The organism is Streptomyces sp. NPDC055632, from assembly GCF_053618675.1.
Genome location: NZ_JBSHHY010000005.1, coordinates 83,481 through 98,525, shown reverse-complemented (window position 1 = coordinate 98,525; position 15,045 = coordinate 83,481). Strand labels below are relative to the sequence as shown.

The following is a 15,045-nucleotide window of genomic DNA, read 5'->3' as shown; positions in this document are numbered from 1 at the left end:
TGGACCGCAGTCGTGTTACGGGACGACTACGGACCGTTTTCGTGCGGGTGGCCGCTCCGTCAGGGGAAGCGCACGACGATCCCGGTGTGCGGGCGCTTGCCGAGCCGGAAGACCGTGGCCGGCACGTCGATGAACCAGAACTGCCAGGTGTACTTGCGCAGGAGCAGCTTCCGGACGCGGCGCAGCTCCTCCCCCGTCACGAGGCGGGCCTCGCCGGTCACGCGCGCGGCGCCCTCGGGGACGTTGCCGCGCACGTCGCAGACGGCGACCTCGACCCGCGGGTCGTTCCGCAGCCGCTTGACCTTCCAGGAGTCGGTGCGGGTCCAGGCGTACAGCTCGGACCCCTCCACCGCGTACCAGACGGGCGTCGCGACCCCCGTGCCGTTCTTGCGGAAGGTGGTCAGACTGACGTAGCGGCCGCGCCGCAGCTCCTCGGGAATCATGCCCGGAGCCTAAGGCCTACCCGCCCCCGATCCGCCGGACAGGCCTTGGGCCCGGGGGCGTCCGGCCGCTCAGACGGGGACCGGGACGCAGTGCGTCACCAGCTCGTCCATGGAGAGGTCGAGGACTCCGGCGAGGGCCGCGACGGTGAAGAAGGCCGGGGTCGGGGCCCGGCCGGTCTCGATCTTGCGGAGGGTCTCGGCGGAGAGGCCGGCGGCCGCGGCGATCTCGGCCATGGACCGCTCGCCGCGCGCCGCACGCAGCAGCAGGCCGAGCCGCTCGCCGCGCTCGCGCTCTTCGGGGGTCAGGGGTGTGCGCACCATGGGGACCATTCTAATACCGGTATAGTAATTGGCATGGTGGAGATCAAGACGAACGAATCCCTGGCGGCCATGCGCGAGGCCGGCCGGGTGGTGGCCCGCGCCCTGGCGGCCGTGCGGGAGAAGGCGGCGCCCGGTGTCCGGCCGACGGAGCTCGACCGGGTCGCGCGCGAGGTGCTGGACGCGGCGGGCGCCGCCTCGCCCTTCCTCGGCTACCGCCCGGAGTGGGCGCCGGTGCCGTTCCCGGCGGTGGTGTGCGTCTCGGTGAACGACGCGATCGTGCACGGCATTCCGGACGACACCCCGCTCGCGCCGGGCGACCTGGTGTCGGCGGACTGCGGGGCGTTGCTCGGCGGCTGGGCGGGCGACTCGGCCGTCAGCTTCACGGTCGGCCGGGCCCGGCCGGAGGACGCGCGGCTGATCGCCACGGCGGAGGAGGCCCTGGAGGCCGGCATCGCGGCGGCCGTCGTCGGCAACCGGATCGGGGACGTCGCGCACGCGATCGGCCGGGTCTGCCGGGCCGCCGGGTACGGCATCCCGGACGGCTTCGGCGGGCACGGCATCGGCCGCACCATGCACGAGGACCCGGGCGTCCCCAACGAGGGACGCCCGGGCCGGGGCATGAGGCTGCGTCACGGGATGACGCTCGCCATCGAGCCGATGCTCGTCGGCGGCGGCACGGACGACTACTACACGGCGCGGGACGGCTGGACGATGCGCACGGTCGACGGCTCGCGCGCCGCCCACGCCGAGCACACGGTGGCGATCACGGACGACGGCCCGCGCGTCCTGACGGCGCTGTAGGAGCCCGGGGAGAGCCGCAGGAGTCCGGAAAAGGCCTCGGAAACCCCGGGGAGAGCCGCAGGAATCCGGGAAAGGCCTCGGAAACCCCGGGGAGAGCCGTCTACCTCCCCGCCGGCCGGACCACCATCGCGGAGCCGCCGCCCCGGCGGACCTTCTCCGCGGCGGCCACCCAGCGGCCGTCCGGCAGGCGCTGGACGCCGGTCGCCGCGCCGATCTCCGGGTTCTGCCGGAAGCCGTGCCCGATCGCCTCGAGGTCGGCCCGGACGGGGCTGTTCCACAGGCCGGGTTCGAGTTCGGTGGTGGCCTGGTTGCGCTGGCTGGCGCGCGGCGCGGCGATCGCCTCGACGAGCGGCAGGCCCCGGTCGACCACCCCGGTGAGGGTCTGGAGGACGGTGGTGATGATGGTCGCGCCGCCCGGCGAGCCGAGCGCGAGGACGGGCCTGTCGTGCCGGTCGAGGACGATCGTCGGGGAGATCGAGGAGCGCGGCCGCTTGCCGGGGCCGGGCAGGTTCGGGTCGTGCACGGCCGGGTTCGCCGGGGCGAAGGAGAAGTCGGTCAGCTCGTTGTTGAGCAGGAAGCCCCGGCCGGGCACGGTGATCCCGCTGCCGCCGGTGGACTCGATGGTGAGGGTGTACGCGACGACGTTGCCCCACTTGTCGGCCACGGTCAGATGGGTGGTGTTCTCGCCCTCGTACGGGGTCGGGGCCGCGGTCCCGCCGGGGGCGCACGGCGCCGGGTCGCGCGGGTCGCCGGGTGCGAGCGGGCTGGTCAGGACGGCGTCGTCGCGGATCAGGCAGGCCCGGGAGTCCGCGAACCGCTGCGAGAGCAGGCCGCGCGTCGGCACGGACTCGAAGGCCGGGTCGCCGACCCAGCGGCCCCGGTCGGCGAAGGCGATGCGGCTCGCCTCGATGAACCGGTGCAGGTAGCGGGCCTGCGGGGCGCGGGAGAGGTCGGTGCCCTCCAGGATGTTGAGCGCCTCGCCGACGCTGGTGCCGCCGGAGGAGGAGGGCGCCATGCCGTAGACGTCGAGCCCCCGGTACGCGACCTTCGTCGGCGCGCGGAACACGGTCCGGTACGCGGCGAGGTCGCGCTCCGTCAGATCGCCGGGGCGGACGTTCCGGGTGGCGCCGGGCCGGACGGGGGGCGTGCGGACGGTGTTGACGATGTCCCGGGCGAGCGGCCCCTTGTAGAGCGCGCCGACGCCCTCGCGGCCCAGCTTCTCGTACGTACGGGCCAGGTCGGGGTTCTTGAAGCGGGAGCCGACCACGGGCAGCTGCCCGCCGGGCAGGAAGAGGTCGGCGCTGGCCGGGAAGTCGCGGAAGCGGGCCTCGTTGGCGGCCGTCTGGGAGCGGAAGGTCCCGTCGACGGTGAAGCCCTCGCGGGCGAGCCGCTCGGCGGGTTCGAGGAGGGTGGAGAGCCGCTTGCTGCCCCAGGCGTCGAGGGCGGACCGCCAGGTCGCCGGGGTGCCGGGGGTGCCGACGCCGCGCCCGCTGGTCATGCCCTCTTCGAAGGGGATGGGGACGCCGTTCTCCGTGAAGAGGTTCGCGTCGGCGGAGCGGGGCGCGGTCTCGCGCCCGTCGACGGTGTGCACGGAGCGGCTCTTCGCGTCGTAGTGGACGAAGTAGCCGCCGCCCCCGATGCCGGCGGAGTAGGGCTCGGTGACGCCGAGCGCGGCCGCGACGGCGACGGCGGCGTCGACCGCGTTGCCGCCCTCGCGGAGGATCTCGATCCCGGCGGCCGAGGCGTCGGCGTCGACGCTGGCGACGGCTCCGCCGTATCCGGTCGCGACGGGCTCCTTGACGGGTGGTTCCACCGCCGTCGGCGGCGCGGCGGCTCCCATCGAGAACACCGTCGCCGTGACGGCGAGAACGGAGACCTTGCCAGCGGCGGAGCGACGCATTCGTACCTCCAGTCAACAACCGTCCGCGCAGCGTAACTTCCTCCGTCCCCTTCCGTCAGGAACGCCTCGAACGGGATCTCGAACGGTGGGCCGAACGGCCGCTAGCATGCGCGCCCATGAACGAAGACGTGCGCAACATCGTGCTCGGGGTGCTCGCCACCGGTGTCAGTGCCTCCCTCGGATGGCTCGGCCGTACGTACGGGTGGCGGCGGAGGCTCCGTCGCAAGCAGGCGTTCTTCGGCCTCCCCGGGAGCTCGGAGTGCCTGCTCGTGGTGAACAGGGAGGCCGGCGGGGACAACGTGGTGCACCGCTACGACGTCTTCGCGATGCTCGAACTCTCCGCGCTCATCAAGGACTGCGGCGCGCAGGCCCGCATCCTGCCGCAGGACCGGGCCCACCAGGGATTCGGCGACCGCACCGAGTTCTGCGTGGGAGGGCCGTATTCGAACAGGCGCATGGCCGCCCATCTCACCACCCTGCTGCCGGGCGTGCGGATGAACGTGGACGTCGAACCGCCCGAGCTCCAGGGCTCGATCACGATCGGCGGCGAGCGGTACCTCATGGAGAAGGGGGTGGCGGAGTACGTGATCCTGGCGCGGCTCACGGCCGGGGAGGACCGCCGGCCGGTCTTCCTCTTCTGCGGCCAGCGGGCGATCACCAACCAGGCGGCGACCCGCTATCTGGCGCGCCACCACGAGGCCTTGGCCCACCGTCACCGCGACGGCTCGTTCGTGCTGCTCCTGAAGGTGGTCAACTCGGAGGCGTACGGCCCCGACGTGGTGGAGCTGGCGGCCGACGTGACGCGCGCGGCCCGTACGGCTCCCCCGGCGCCCGAGCCCTCCGCCGCCGAACCGGCGGCGACGGCCTGACCGGAGGGGTCCGACGGGGTGAAGACGTCACCATCATGACAGGTCAGAGGCGTTTTTCGTAGGACCGAACGCACAGTTCGCGAGCCTTGTCCGGCCCCTCCCCCGGATCCCAGAATCACCGTCATGAATCACTCCGGGAACATCAGTCAGAACATCGATCAGGACACGGTCCTGCGGGCGAGGACGATGCTGCTCGGATCGGGCCGGCTCGGCCTGGCCCAGGAGGTCGAGGCGTACCGGGTCCTGGCGAGGGTGAGCCCGGCGGCGTATCTGCCGAAGCTCGCCGGAGCGCTGGGCCGGTACGGGTACGAGGTGGGGCGCAGGCGCGGCCCGGAGCGGGAACTGGTGCTGTACGCGGAGGCCGTGGACGCGGCCCGCCGCATCGGCGCCGACCATCCGAGGAGGACGGACCTGCTCCTCGGCGCCCTGAGGGACTACGAACGCACGCTCTTCGAACTGGGGCGGCGGGCCGAGGGGCGCGCGGTGTGCGAGGAGATGGCCGGGGCCGGACGGCTCGGCTTCGAGCGGGGGCAGGCGGCGGACCCGGAGCGCGGGAGCGGTCGGCTGGCCGTCGTACTGGCCGAGGAGGGGCGCCACGGGGAGGCGGCGGACCTGCGGATGCGGGGCGCCGGCGCGGAGACGGAGGTCTCCTTCTGGCCGGCGGTCGAGCGGACGGCGGAACTGGAGGCGGCCGGCCGGAGCGAGGAGGCGGTGGCGGTCTTCACCGGGCTCGTGGACGACACGCGGCGGAAGACGGAGAGCGACTCCACCGCGCTGGCCCACCTGGTGTGGAAACTCGTCCACCGCTCCCGGATGCTGGACGCCGCCGGACGGCCCGGGGAGGCGGGCGCGGACCGGCGGGAGGCCCTGGCGGTCCTCGACCGGCTCGCGGAGTCCGGCGAGCCCAGGAGCTGGAGCAACATCCTCTCCTTCTGGGCCACCCTGTACGCCCTGTCGGCCCGGGCGGTGGAGCCGCCCGCGTCCCCGGAGGCCCCGGCGCCGGCGTTCGGCACCGACCTCCTCCACTGGTCGCGGGACACGCGGAAGGCCTACTTCGACGACATCCCCGTCCTGGAGGCCGAGGCCGCGCGTCTGTCGGCGGCGGGGCACCCCACCGAACTCACGGCCGTGCACCACCGGCTGACCGTGCGGTCCGCCCTCTTCCGCGAGAACCGCACCCATCGGATCGAGGAACCGCTCCGGCCGCTCTTCGACGAGGAGGTGGCGCTCGCCCGGCGTTCGGCTCGGGAACTCCCCCGGGCCCTGACCGACCGGGCGATGTTCCTCGTCGCGGCCAAGCGGTACCGGGAGGCCCGCGCGGACTTCGCGGAGGCCGTGGGCCTGCTCGACGGCGCCGACCGGACGCCAATCGTTACCCCCACGTAACTTACCGGGGAGTTACCTCGGGTAAGCACCTGCGGTTACCGTCGGGTCACTTTCACTGCCCCCCATCGCCGACCACCCATCGGCGTCCCCAGTGAGGAGTGCCCCGTGCGCACATCCCTGGTACTCGCCGTCTCGGCCGCGCTCGTGGCCGGGACGGCCCTCGGGCTCGCCCCCGCCGCCCAGGCCGTGGAGACCGCCGACCCGGCCGGCATCCGCTTCGTCGACATCGCGGGAGAGGGCGGCACCGTCCTCAAGGCGAACGTCATCGCCCCCGCCGGGACCGCCGGCGCCCGCCACCCCCTGATCGTGCTGCCCACCAGCTGGGCCATGCCCCAGATCGAGTACCTCGCCCAGGCGCGGAAGCTCGCGGACTCCGGCTACGTCGTGGTGAGTTACAACTCGCGCGGCTTCTGGCAGTCCGGCGGGGAGATCGAGACCGCGGGCCCCAAGGACGTCGCCGACGCCTCCAAGGTGATCGACTGGGCCCTGGCCAACACCGCCGCCGACCCCGACCGGGTGGGCATGGGAGGCGTCTCGTACGGCGCCGGGATCAGCCTGCTCGCCGCCGCGCACGACCCGAGGGTCAAGGCCGTCGCCGCGCTCAGCGGCTGGGCCGACCTCATCGAGTCCATCTACAGCGGCCGGACCCAGCACCTCCAGGCCGCCGCCCTGCTCGGCGGCGCCGGGGCCCTCACCGGCCGCCCCGGCCCCGAACTCAAGCAGATCCTGAGCGACTTCCTCTCCTCCAACCTGGACAAGGAGGAGGACATGATCGCCTGGGGCCGCACGCGCTCCCCGGTGACCCACCTGGACCGCATCAACGCCAACGGCGCCGCGATCATGCTCGGCAACGCCTGGGGCGACACCATCTTCCCGCCCAACCAGTACGCGAGCTTCTACGAGAAGCTCACCGGCCCCAAGCGCCTGGAGTTCCGCCCCGGCGACCACGCCACCGCCGAGCTCACCGGCCTCTTCGGGCTGCCCAACGACACCTGGACCAACGCGCAGCGCTGGTTCGACCGCTACCTCAAGGGCGCCGACAACGGCATCGACCGCGAGCGGCCCGTCCAGCTCAAGTCACGGTCCACGGGCGGCTACGAGGGCTACCCGGACTGGAAGTCCGTGCACGCGAACCAGCGGAAGTTCGACCTCGGCGGTACGCAGCGGCTGTGGGCGAACGTCGACTCGGGCGCGAACGGCGGGGTCACCCTGCTCACCAACGCCCTGGACCAGTTCCTCCGCACCCCGCCCGTCGTCTCCGTCCCCCTCCTCCCCCGCGCCTTCGCCGGCGTCTGGCAGTCCGAGCGGTACGACGCCCCGCAGCGGGTGCGCGGCACGGTGAAGGTGCACACCACGGTCGCCTCCACGAAGGAGAGCGGCACCCTCGTCGCGTACCTCTACGACGTCGGCCCGCTCGGTGTCGGCAAACTGGTGACCAACGCCCCGTACACCTTCCACGGCAAGGCCCCCGGGCAGCCGTTCGCCGTCGACCTGGAGCTGTTCTCCACGGCGTACGACGTGCCCGCCGGGCACCGGCTCGCGCTGGTCGTCGACACCGTCGACCCGCTCTACATCGAGCACAACCCGGCCGGCGCGCAGCTGACCTTCTCCTCCCCGGCCGCCGACCCGTCGTACGTGTCGGTGCCGCTGCGGAAGGAGTGATCTCCGGCTGCCGCCGGGCGGGTGCGGCCCGTGCCCGCTACCGCCGTCCCGGCGGCGGCCCTCCCGGTCCGGCCGGAGCGACGTCCGCGGCCTTCGTCCTCGGGTCGCGGCGCTCCCTGCGGGCCACCCAGGTGGCGAACCAGGAGAGCAGCATGCACATCCCGATGTAGATCGGCGAGATGACGAGCACGACGGGGATGAACGGCAGGTCGTAGTCGAGGTTGGACGCGATCAGCTTGCCCGCGTGCAGGAACTCCTCGTAGGTGATGAGGAATCCGAGCGAGGTGTCCTTCAGGGCCACCACGAGCTGGCTGATGATGGCGGGCAGCATCGCGCGGACGGCCTGGGGCACCAGGACGTACGTCATCACCTGCGTCTTGCGCATGCCGAGCGCGTACGCCGCCTCGCCCTGGCCGCGCGCCACGGAGTGGACGCCGGTGCGGAACACCTCGGCGAGCACGGAGCCGTTGTAGAGCGTCAGCCCGGTGACCAGGGCGGGCAGCGGCTGCACCTTCAGCGCCACGAAGACGAAGAAGATCATCACGAGGACGGGCATCGCGCGGAAGAACTCCACGAAGAGGGTGGAGGCCCAGCGCAGGACGCGGTGTTCGGAGAGGCGGCCGCAGGCCAGGACGGCGCCGAGGGCGAGCGAGAGGACCGACGCGCAGGCGAAGGCCTTCAGGGTGTTGCCGAGACCCCTGAGCAGCAGCTCCTGGATGCCCTCGTAGAGGAAGGGCGACCACTTGGCGGAGGTGAACTGCTCGGTGTCGAAGAGGAGGTGGAGGATCCAGCCGGCCAGGGCGAGGAGCACGGCGGTGGAGACGAGGCCGTAGAGGAGGTGGCGCCGCCGGGCGCCCGGCCCGGGGACGTCGTAGAGGGCGGTGGACTCGGTGGTCATCGGGCGACTCCCCAGCGCTTCTCCATGACGTGGAAGAGGGCGCTGATGGTGAGGGTGATGATCAGGTATCCGACGGCGATCCAGACGAAGGTCCAGACGATGTTGTAGCCGAGCTCGCTCAGGGTCTTGTAGGTGCCGAGGAGTTCGGTGACGCTGAACGCGCCCGCGATCGCGGAGTTCTTGGCGAGGGCGATGAGGGTCGAGCCGATGGGCGGGATGACGGAGCGGAAGGCCTGCGGCAGGACGACGGCGCCGAGGGTCTGGGCGAAGGTCATGCCCAGGCTGCGGGCCGCCTCGCCCTGGCCGCGCGGCACGGTGTTGATGCCGGAGCGCAGCACCTCGCAGACGAAGGCCGAGGTGTAGCAGCCGAGGGCGAGGACCGCGAACAGCTCGAAGGGCAGGACGAGTCCGAAGCGGGGAAGTCCCAGCATGACCGCGAAGAAGAGCAGGGTCAGCGGGGTGTTGCGCAGGACGGTCACCCAGACCGTGCCGAAGACCCGGAGGGAGCCGACGGGCGCGACCCGGAAGGAGGCCATGACGAAGCCCAGGACGAGGGCGAGCGCCGAGGCGTAGACGGTGAGTTCGACGGTGCCGAGGAATCCCTTTCCGTAGAGCGAGAAGTTGTCGGTCAGGACGTCCATGTCGGGAGGCTCCTGCGGATCAGCCCGCGGGGTAGCGGTCGATGGCGGGCGGCGGCGGGGCGGGGACTCCGGAGAGGCCGAGGGTGGCGTCGTACGCCTTCTTCCAGTCGCCGTTCTTCTCGTGGGCGGCGATGGCGTCGTCCAGGGCGAACCGCAGGGCGGTGTCGCCGCGCGGGACCCCGATGCCGTACGGCTCCTCGGAGAACGGCTTCCCGACCACCTTGAGCTCGTCGGGGACCTTGGCGGCGTAGCCGAGCAGGATCGTGTCGTCGGTGGTGACCGCGTCGACCTGGTAGGTCAGCAGGTTGTCCACGCAGACGGAGTACGTGTCGTAGGCGACGAGTTCGGCCTCCGGGTGGTCCTTCTCGATCCGCTGGTACGGGGTGGAGCCCGCGGCCGAGCAGACCCGCTTGCCGGCCAGGTCCTGGGGGCCGCGGATGTCCTTCTCGTCGGCGCGGACCAGGAGGGACTGGCCTGCCTGGTAGTAGGGCCCGGCGAAGCCGACGAGCTTCTTGCGGTTGTCGTTGATGGTGTACGTGCCGACGTAGTAGTCGATCTGGCCGTTCTGCAGGGCGGTCTCGCGGTTGGCGGAGGCGATCGTGCGGAACTCGACGCGGGCCGGGTCGAAGCCCAGGGAGGCGGCCATCATCTTGGCGATCTCGATGTCGAAGCCGGAGTAGCGGCCGGAGGCGGGGTCCTTCTCGCCCATGTAGGGCTGGTCCTCCTTGACGCCGACGACGAGCCGGCCGCGCTTCTTCGCCCGCTCCCAGGTGGGCGAGTCGGGCAGGGTGAAGTCCGACCGCACCTGGTAGGCGGGGAGCTGGCCGGGCTTCGGGCCCTTGACGGGCGGGCTGCCCTCCCGGCCGCAGCCGCCGAGCGCCGCCGCCAGGGCGAGCAGCAGGGCGAGCGCGGCCAGGGTCCGGTGCGTACGCTGCATGGTTCCCACCCGGTCAGTGCTTGAGGATCTTGGAGAGGAAGTCCTTGGCGCGGTCGCTGCGCGGGGCGGTGAAGAACTCCTCCGGCGTGCGGTCCTCGACGATCCTGCCGTCGGCCATGAAGACGACCCGGTGGGCGGCGGAGCGCGCGAAGCCCATCTCGTGGGTGACGACCACCATCGTCATGCCGTCCCGGGCCAGCTGCTGCATGACCTCCAGGACCTCGTTGATCATCTCGGGGTCGAGGGCCGAGGTCGGCTCGTCGAAGAGCATCACCTTCGGGTCCATCGCGAGGGCGCGGGCGATCGCCACGCGCTGCTGCTGACCGCCGGAGAGCTGCGCCGGGTACTTGTCCGCCTGCGCGGCGAGACCGACCCGGGCGAGGAGTTCGCGCGAACGCCGGTCGGCCTCCTCCTTCTTGCGCCTGCGGACCTTGGTCTGCGCGAGGGAGACGTTCGCGAGGACGGTCTTGTGCCCGAAGAGGTTGAAGGACTGGAAGACCATGCCGACCTCGGCCCGGAGCCGGGCGAGCGCCTTGCCCTCCTCGGGGAGCGGCTGTCCGTCGACGAGGATCTCGCCCGACTCGACGCTCTCCAGCCGGTTGATCGCCCGGCAGAGGGTGGACTTGCCGGAGCCGGAGGGGCCGATGACGACGACCACCTCGCCGCGGCCGACGGTGAGGTCGATGGACTGGAGGACGTGCAGGGCGCCGAAGTGCTTGTTGACGCCACGCAGTTCGATCAGCGGATCGACGACGGCCATACGCTGCCCTGCCCCATTTCTCAGCGGTGTCGCGGTCCCCGCAAAATATCCACCGGAAAAAGGACTTCAGGGACGACACGCATGAAACAGGTATTAGCCGTATTTACTGCGGAAGGGGGGCGGCCGACAGGCGTACGCGTCAGTACTCGGCGGCCTCCGCGTACACCTGGGAGAGCTGCGGAGCACCCGTCATCGCCCAGTCGAGACCGGCCTCGACGACCTGGATCTCACGGCCGGAGGCGAGCTGCACCACCGGGCCGCCGCCGGGGCGCATCTGCCAGCGGGCGGCCGGGACGTTGCGGACGATCACCGTGCCGAGGTAGAGCCCGGCGTCGTTCCCGAACCAGGGCAGCTCCTCCGGGTCGTCCCGCCAGCGGGGCGGCAGCTGGTCGAGCTCCTGGAGCGAGCGGGGGGTGTCGTCGAGCGCCACCCCGGCCTCCTCGACCCGGGCGCGCAGCAGCTCGCACTCGGCGAACAGCTCGGCCATCCCGTCCGGGGCGCGGTCGAAGGCGGCGGCCGGCGGGGGGTCGGGATGGTGCCGCTTGCGCCAGCTGTCCAGAAACGGGATGTTCATCCGAACAGCCTCGCACCGACACCTCCCGGTCCACCACTCGGCACGCGGAGACCGTTACCGGCCGTCCGCCCCGCCGGACAGGCCCCGGACGTCGAGGTCGACGACGACGGGGGCGTGGTCCGAGGCGCCCTTGCCCTTGCGCTCCTCGCGGTCCACGTAGCTGTCCGTGACCGCGTCGGCGAAGGGCTTGTTGCCGTAGACCAGGTCGATGCGCATGCCCTTGTTCTTCGGGAAGCCGAGCTGGCGGTAGTCCCAGTACGTGAAGGGGTGGTCGTACTTGAGGGGGCGCGGGACCACGTCGCGCAGACCGGCCTCGCGCAGGCCCGCGAGCGCGGCCCGCTCCGGCTCCGTCACGTGCGTGGCGCCCTCGAAGACGGTGATGTCCCAGACGTCCTCGTCGGCCGGCGCGATGTTGTAGTCGCCGAGGACCGCGAAGGGGCGGTCCCCCGCCGCGTCCTCCGCGACGGCCGCCCTGAGCGCCTCCAGCCAGCGCAGCTTGTAGGCGTAGTGCTCGTGGGCGACCTCGCGGCCGTTCGGCACGTAGACCGACCAGACGCGGACCGGGCCGCAGGTCGCGGAGACCGCCCGGGGCTCCTGCGCCCCGTCGTACTCCGGGCCGCCGGGCAGGCCCGTGACCACGTCGTCGAGGCCGACGCGGGAGAGCAGCGCGACGCCGTTCCACCGTCCGGTGGCGTTGACCGCCGACTCGTAGCCCAGTGCGCGCAGCTCCTCGGCGGGGAACTGCTCGGCGGTGCACTTGGTCTCCTGGATGCACAGCACGTCGGTGCCGCTGCTCTCCAGCCAGGCCAGGAGACGGGGCAGCCGGGCGGTGATCGAGTTGACGTTCCAGGTCGCGATGCGCATGGGCGCAAGCCTACTGTCGGGCACCGACAACGGCCGGTCCTCCGGGGCCGTCTCAGACGTCGGCGGAGCTCCCGGGGGCGAGCCGGGAGTGGTCGGTGCCGCCGAGCTCCCCGATCTGGCGGTCGTAGATCGGCCGGGCGAGGTCGGTGAGCAGGGCGTCGTGGATGTCGTACGCCCGGCGCGGCTTCAGCTCGCGCACGTAGTCGATGACTTCGGAGATCTTGTTCCAGGGGGCCATGACGGGCAGCAGCAGGGTGTCGACCGGGTGGTCGGGCACGGTGAGCGCGTCGCCGGGGTGGAACACGGAGCCGTCGACGAGGTAGCCCACGTTGGTGATGCGCGGGATGTCGGGGTGGATCACCGCGTGCAGCTCGCCGTGCACCTGGACGTCGAACCCGGCGGCCGTGAAGGCGTCGCCGTGGCCGACGGTGTGCACCCGGCCGGGGAAGGCCGTCGAGATCCGCTCGGCGACGCTGCGCAGCGTCCAGACCTCGGCGGCCGGGTTCGCCTCCAGGGCGGCCCGCAGCCGGCCCTCGTCGAAGTGGTCGGGGTGCTCGTGGGTGACGAGCAGCGCGTCGGCCCCGAGAGCGGCTTCCTCCTCGGTGAACCCGCCGGGGTCGAGGACGAGCGTCCGCCCGTCCTTCTCCAGCCGGACGCAGGCGTGGGACTTCTTCGTCAGCTTCACGGAACCAGGCTACGCCGGGGGCGTGGTCTCCTCCGTGATGACGCGGGTGACGACGCGCAGGGCGGTCTCGGCGGCCGGGAGGCCGCAGTACACGCCCGCGTGGAGCACGATCTCGCGGATCTCGTCGGGCGAGAGGCCGTTGCGGAGGGCGGCCCGGGTGTGGTCCGCGAGGGCCTCCCGGTGGCCCCCGGCGAGGAGGGCCGTGAGGGTGACGGCGCTGCGGACCCGCCGGTCGAGGCCCTCGCGGCTCCAGACCTCGCCCCACTCGTACCGGTTGACGAGCCCCTGGAGGGCCCCGTCGGGGTCCTCGGCGAGGGCCCGGTCCACATGGGCGTCGCCGAGCACCTCGCGGCGCAGTCCGAGCCCCTTCTCGTACGGATCGGGGCGCCCGTCCCCGGCGGGCTCGGCGGCCGGGGCGGGGGCCGGGGGTTCGGCGGCGGGCGCCGGCCCGGCGGGCGGCGGCACGGCCGGGGTGCCGGCGGCCTCCTGGACCGTCCCGGCGAAGTGGTCGAGGAGCAGGTCGGTGACGGCGGCGGGCTGCTCGACGGGGGCGAGGTGGGAGGCGCCGGGGACCACGGCGAGCCGGGCGTCGGCGATGCCGGCGACCAGGGTGCGGGCCTCGGCGGGCCCGGTGACCTGGTCCTCGGAGCCGACGAGCACGAGCGCGGGAACGCCGATGCGGCCGAGGGCCTCGCGGACGTCGAAGACGGCGAGGGCCTCGCAGGCGGCGATGTAGCAGGCGGGGTCGGTCGTACGGACCATCTGCACGGCCCAGTCGACGATGGCGGGCTGCGCGCCGGCGAAGAGCGGGGTGAACCACTGCTCGGGGGCGGTGCGGGCCATCGGCTCCAGCCCGTTGGCCCGCACGATGACGCCCCGCTGCCGGAACTCGTCGGCGGTGCCGAACCGGGGCGAGGTGGCGACCAGGGCGAGCGAGGCGACCCGGTGGGGCGCCCGCAGCGCGAGGTCGAGCCCGACGGCCCCGCCGAAGGAGCAGCCCGCGTAGCCGAAGCGCTGGATCCCGAGCCCGTCGAGGGTGGCGAGCAACCGGTCGCCCAGCTCGGCCACGGAACCGAAGGGCTGCGCGGGCGCGCCGCCGTGCCCGGGCAGGTCGAAGCGCACGATCCGCCAGTCCCGCGTGAGCTCGGGGATCTGCCGGTCCCACATGTGGAAGGTGGTCCCCAGGGAGGGCCCCAGGACCAGGACCGGAGCGTCCTCTCGCCCGTCGACGCGGTACTGCAGGGTGTTCGGTGGTGTCTCGCTCACCCGCAAGACCCTCTCATATCCCGCGCCTTCCCTCCGGCGGAGGGCACAACTGTGCGGTTCTGTCCCCTTCGTGCTCCCCTCCGCCGGGCCCGTCGCGCACGAGTCCGCCGCGGCGGAATCCGCGACGGAATCCGCTACGGCAGGATGGAGTCGACGTACCCGCCGTCGACCCTCAACGCGCCCCCGGTGGTGGCGGAGGCGTGGTCGGAGGCGAGGTAGACCACCATGGCGGCGATCTCCTCCGGCTCGATGAGCCGCTGCAGCAGCGACTGCGGCCGGTGCTCGCGCATGAACACGCGCTGGGCCTCGTCCCAGGGCAGGGAGCGGTCCACCAGCTCGTACACGAAGTCCTCGACCCCGCCCGTGTGCGTGGGGCCCGCGACGACCGAGTTGACGGTGACGCCGCTGCCCGCCGCCTGCTTGGCGAAGCCGCGCGTGACCGCCAGGAGTGCGGTCTTGGACATGCCGTAGTGGATCATCTCGGCGGGGATCACCACGGCCGAGTCGCTCGCGATGTTCTGCACCCGCCCCCAGCCGCGCTCGCTCATGCCGGGGAGGTACTGGCGGATCAGCCGGACCGCCGCGAGGACGTTCACCTCGAAGTAGCGCCGCCACTCGTCGTCACTGATCTCCAGCGGATCGGCCTCCCCGAAGATGCCGAGGTTGTTCACCAGGACGTCCACCCGGGGCAGCGCCTCCGCGGCGCGGCGCGCCCCCTCCTCGGTCGCGACGTCGGCGACCACGGGGACCAGGTCCGCGTCGGCGACCTCGGCGCGCAGGTCGGCGATGGCCTGTTCCACCCGCTGCTCGGTGCGTCCGTTGACGCCCACGCGGGCTCCCGCGCGGGCCAGGCCCTCGGCGATCGCGGCACCGATCCCCTGGGTGGATCCGGTGACCAGAGCGGTCCGTCCTGTCAGGTCGACGAGCATGGGGAGGGCGCCCTTCTTGTGGATCACGGGTGGCTGTCCCCTCCCCTGTACCCGGTCCGCGGCCGGCCGCACCAGGAGACGCCCGTCTCGCCCAAGGCCCGGAGGTCGG

16 protein-coding genes are annotated in these 15,045 nt (G+C 72.6%); 4 read left to right on the top strand and 12 right to left on the bottom strand.

Going from position 1 to position 15,045, the window contains the following annotated elements:
- Window positions 1–59 precede the first annotated feature (59 nt).
- Together ACWGSR_RS09615 and ACWGSR_RS09610 are read right to left on the bottom strand one after the other, a co-directional pair.
- Window positions 60–443 (bottom strand): PPOX class F420-dependent oxidoreductase, encoded by a 384-nt coding sequence (locus tag ACWGSR_RS09615; RefSeq protein ID WP_453565060.1) that lies wholly within the window; start codon window positions 441–443, stop codon window positions 60–62.
- 69 nt (window positions 444–512) lie between these two features.
- Window positions 513–764: a helix-turn-helix domain-containing protein gene (locus ACWGSR_RS09610; RefSeq protein ID WP_376236035.1), complete on the bottom strand. Its 252-nt coding sequence runs from the start codon at window positions 762–764 to the stop codon at window positions 513–515.
- Between the two features lie 33 nt (window positions 765–797).
- Here ACWGSR_RS09610 and map point away from each other — a divergent pair, with 33 nt between their 5' ends.
- Window positions 798–1,565: a type I methionyl aminopeptidase gene (map, locus tag ACWGSR_RS09605; protein ID WP_376236032.1), complete on the top strand. Its 768-nt coding sequence runs from the start codon at window positions 798–800 to the stop codon at window positions 1,563–1,565.
- Window positions 1,566–1,665: 100 nt separating this feature from the next.
- On the opposite strand, the gene ggt is transcribed toward map, so the two are convergent.
- On the bottom strand, window positions 1,666–3,465 hold the full coding sequence (gene ggt, locus ACWGSR_RS09600; RefSeq protein WP_453565058.1) for a gamma-glutamyltransferase: 1,800 nt from the start codon (window positions 3,463–3,465) through the stop codon (window positions 1,666–1,668).
- 116 nt (window positions 3,466–3,581) lie between these two features.
- Between ggt and ACWGSR_RS09595 the strand changes: the two genes are divergently transcribed.
- The 3 genes from ACWGSR_RS09595 to ACWGSR_RS09585 all read left to right on the top strand — a co-directional run bounded on the left by ACWGSR_RS09595 (window position 3,582) and on the right by ACWGSR_RS09585 (window position 7,382).
- Window positions 3,582–4,334 (top strand): hypothetical protein, encoded by a 753-nt coding sequence (locus tag ACWGSR_RS09595; RefSeq protein WP_453565056.1) that lies wholly within the window; start codon window positions 3,582–3,584, stop codon window positions 4,332–4,334.
- A gap of 123 nt (window positions 4,335–4,457) precedes the next feature.
- On the top strand, window positions 4,458–5,720 hold the full coding sequence (locus tag ACWGSR_RS09590; RefSeq protein ID WP_453565053.1) for a hypothetical protein: 1,263 nt from the start codon (window positions 4,458–4,460) through the stop codon (window positions 5,718–5,720).
- Window positions 5,721–5,825: 105 nt separating this feature from the next.
- Window positions 5,826–7,382, top strand: coding sequence for an alpha/beta fold hydrolase (locus ACWGSR_RS09585; RefSeq protein WP_453565050.1), 1,557 nt, complete (start codon window positions 5,826–5,828; stop codon window positions 7,380–7,382).
- 37 nt (window positions 7,383–7,419) lie between these two features.
- Here ACWGSR_RS09585 and ACWGSR_RS09580 read toward each other — a convergent pair whose 3' ends face one another.
- From ACWGSR_RS09580 to ACWGSR_RS09540, 9 genes are all read right to left on the bottom strand, one after another.
- Window positions 7,420–8,280, bottom strand: a complete 861-nt coding sequence (locus ACWGSR_RS09580) for an amino acid ABC transporter permease (RefSeq protein WP_376236020.1) — start codon at window positions 8,278–8,280, stop codon at window positions 7,420–7,422.
- On the bottom strand, window positions 8,277–8,921 hold the full coding sequence (locus ACWGSR_RS09575; protein ID WP_376236018.1) for an amino acid ABC transporter permease: 645 nt from the start codon (window positions 8,919–8,921) through the stop codon (window positions 8,277–8,279). Before ACWGSR_RS09575 ends, ACWGSR_RS09580 begins: the two co-directional genes overlap by 4 nt.
- A 19-nt stretch (window positions 8,922–8,940) precedes the next feature.
- Window positions 8,941–9,858 carry a glutamate ABC transporter substrate-binding protein gene (locus ACWGSR_RS09570; protein WP_453565047.1) on the bottom strand — a complete coding sequence of 306 codons (918 nt, stop codon included), beginning with the start codon at window positions 9,856–9,858 and terminating at the stop codon, window positions 8,941–8,943.
- A 13-nt stretch (window positions 9,859–9,871) separates the two neighbouring features.
- On the bottom strand, window positions 9,872–10,618 hold the full coding sequence (locus ACWGSR_RS09565) for an amino acid ABC transporter ATP-binding protein (protein ID WP_453565045.1): 747 nt from the start codon (window positions 10,616–10,618) through the stop codon (window positions 9,872–9,874).
- A gap of 139 nt (window positions 10,619–10,757) precedes the next feature.
- On the bottom strand, window positions 10,758–11,192 hold the full coding sequence (locus tag ACWGSR_RS09560) for a DUF6278 family protein (RefSeq protein WP_376236009.1): 435 nt from the start codon (window positions 11,190–11,192) through the stop codon (window positions 10,758–10,760).
- Window positions 11,193–11,246: 54 nt separating this feature from the next.
- Entirely contained in the window at window positions 11,247–12,056 is an 810-nt protein-coding gene (locus ACWGSR_RS09555) for an exodeoxyribonuclease III (RefSeq protein WP_453565042.1), read from the bottom strand.
- Window positions 12,057–12,108: 52 nt separating this feature from the next.
- The gene (locus ACWGSR_RS09550; protein WP_453565039.1) at window positions 12,109–12,741 is read right to left on the bottom strand and encodes an MBL fold metallo-hydrolase; all 633 of its coding nucleotides are present in this window, start codon (window positions 12,739–12,741) and stop codon (window positions 12,109–12,111) included.
- Window positions 12,742–12,750: 9 nt separating this feature from the next.
- A complete protein-coding gene (gene pcaDC / locus ACWGSR_RS09545) occupies window positions 12,751–14,007 on the bottom strand; it encodes a bifunctional 3-oxoadipate enol-lactonase/4-carboxymuconolactone decarboxylase PcaDC (RefSeq protein ID WP_376236002.1) in 1,257 nt (418 codons plus the stop codon).
- A gap of 134 nt (window positions 14,008–14,141) precedes the next feature.
- A complete protein-coding gene (locus ACWGSR_RS09540; protein WP_376242158.1) occupies window positions 14,142–14,936 on the bottom strand; it encodes an SDR family NAD(P)-dependent oxidoreductase in 795 nt (264 codons plus the stop codon).
- Between the last annotated feature and the right edge of the window lie 109 nt (window positions 14,937–15,045).

What these genes read in the sequence shown, in the direction of transcription:
- ACWGSR_RS09540 (WP_376242158.1), bottom strand. Translation starts at nt 14,936, where the DNA reads ATGCTCGTCGACCTGACAGGACGGACCGCTCTGGTCACCGGATCCACC.
- ACWGSR_RS09555 (WP_453565042.1), bottom strand. Translation starts at nt 12,056, where the DNA reads ATGCGCATCGCGACCTGGAACGTCAACTCGATCACCGCCCGGCTGCCC.
- ACWGSR_RS09560 (WP_376236009.1), bottom strand. Translation starts at nt 11,192, where the DNA reads ATGAACATCCCGTTTCTGGACAGCTGGCGCAAGCGGCACCATCCCGAC.
- ACWGSR_RS09575 (WP_376236018.1), bottom strand. Translation starts at nt 8,921, where the DNA reads ATGGACGTCCTGACCGACAACTTCTCGCTCTACGGAAAGGGATTCCTC.
- ACWGSR_RS09580 (WP_376236020.1), bottom strand. Translation starts at nt 8,280, where the DNA reads ATGACCACCGAGTCCACCGCCCTCTACGACGTCCCCGGGCCGGGCGCC.
- ACWGSR_RS09565 (WP_453565045.1), bottom strand. Translation starts at nt 10,618, where the DNA reads ATGGCCGTCGTCGATCCGCTGATCGAACTGCGTGGCGTCAACAAGCAC.
- ACWGSR_RS09610 (WP_376236035.1), bottom strand. Translation starts at nt 764, where the DNA reads ATGGTGCGCACACCCCTGACCCCCGAAGAGCGCGAGCGCGGCGAGCGG.
- ACWGSR_RS09595 (WP_453565056.1), top strand. Translation starts at nt 3,582, where the DNA reads ATGAACGAAGACGTGCGCAACATCGTGCTCGGGGTGCTCGCCACCGGT.
- ggt (WP_453565058.1), bottom strand. Translation starts at nt 3,465, where the DNA reads ATGCGTCGCTCCGCCGCTGGCAAGGTCTCCGTTCTCGCCGTCACGGCG.
- ACWGSR_RS09570 (WP_453565047.1), bottom strand. Translation starts at nt 9,858, where the DNA reads ATGCAGCGTACGCACCGGACCCTGGCCGCGCTCGCCCTGCTGCTCGCC.
- map (WP_376236032.1), top strand. Translation starts at nt 798, where the DNA reads ATGGTGGAGATCAAGACGAACGAATCCCTGGCGGCCATGCGCGAGGCC.
- ACWGSR_RS09615 (WP_453565060.1), bottom strand. Translation starts at nt 443, where the DNA reads ATGATTCCCGAGGAGCTGCGGCGCGGCCGCTACGTCAGTCTGACCACC.
- ACWGSR_RS09590 (WP_453565053.1), top strand. Translation starts at nt 4,458, where the DNA reads ATGAATCACTCCGGGAACATCAGTCAGAACATCGATCAGGACACGGTC.